Source organism: Streptomyces sp. DH12, assembly GCF_020873895.1.
In the GTDB taxonomy this organism is placed as follows: domain Bacteria; phylum Actinomycetota; class Actinomycetes; order Streptomycetales; family Streptomycetaceae; genus Streptomyces.
Map to the genome: position 1 here is coordinate 1 of NZ_JAHWGT010001262.1, position 431 is coordinate 431.

Below are 431 nucleotides of genomic sequence, written 5' to 3' on the forward strand. Positions count from 1 at the left end.
GCATACCCCACCGGGGTATACATGGTAACCCCTCGGGCGATACCCCTGCCCCGTATCCGCAAGGAGCCAGCGATGACTGTCCGTACGACAACCGGTGCCGATGCCGAGGTGGAACTCTCCGTCGGAGGGATGACCTGCGCCTCGTGCGCCGCGCGGATCGAGAGGAAGCTCAACCGGATGGAGGGCGTCACCGCCACGGTCAACTACGCCACCGAGAAGGCCCGGATCAGCTACGGCGCCGGCGTGACCGTCCCCGACCTGATCGCCACGGTCGAGGCGACCGGATACACGGCGAGAGAACCCTCCCCGCCCGACGTCGGTCAGCGGCCGTCGGAACCGGACGAGCTCCGCCCGCTGCGCGACCGCCTGCTGACGGCCGTCGTGCTGTCGGCACCCGTCGTGGCGATGGCGATGATCCCGGCCCTGCAGTT

At 69.1% G+C, this 431-nt stretch carries 1 protein-coding gene; it reads left to right on the plus strand.

Translation table 11 applies throughout. The features are described from left to right. Positions 1-72 precede the first annotated feature (72 nt). The coding region (locus LPA54_RS39575) for a cation transporter (protein ID WP_228985235.1) at positions 73-431 on the plus strand (359 nt) is incomplete at its 3' end.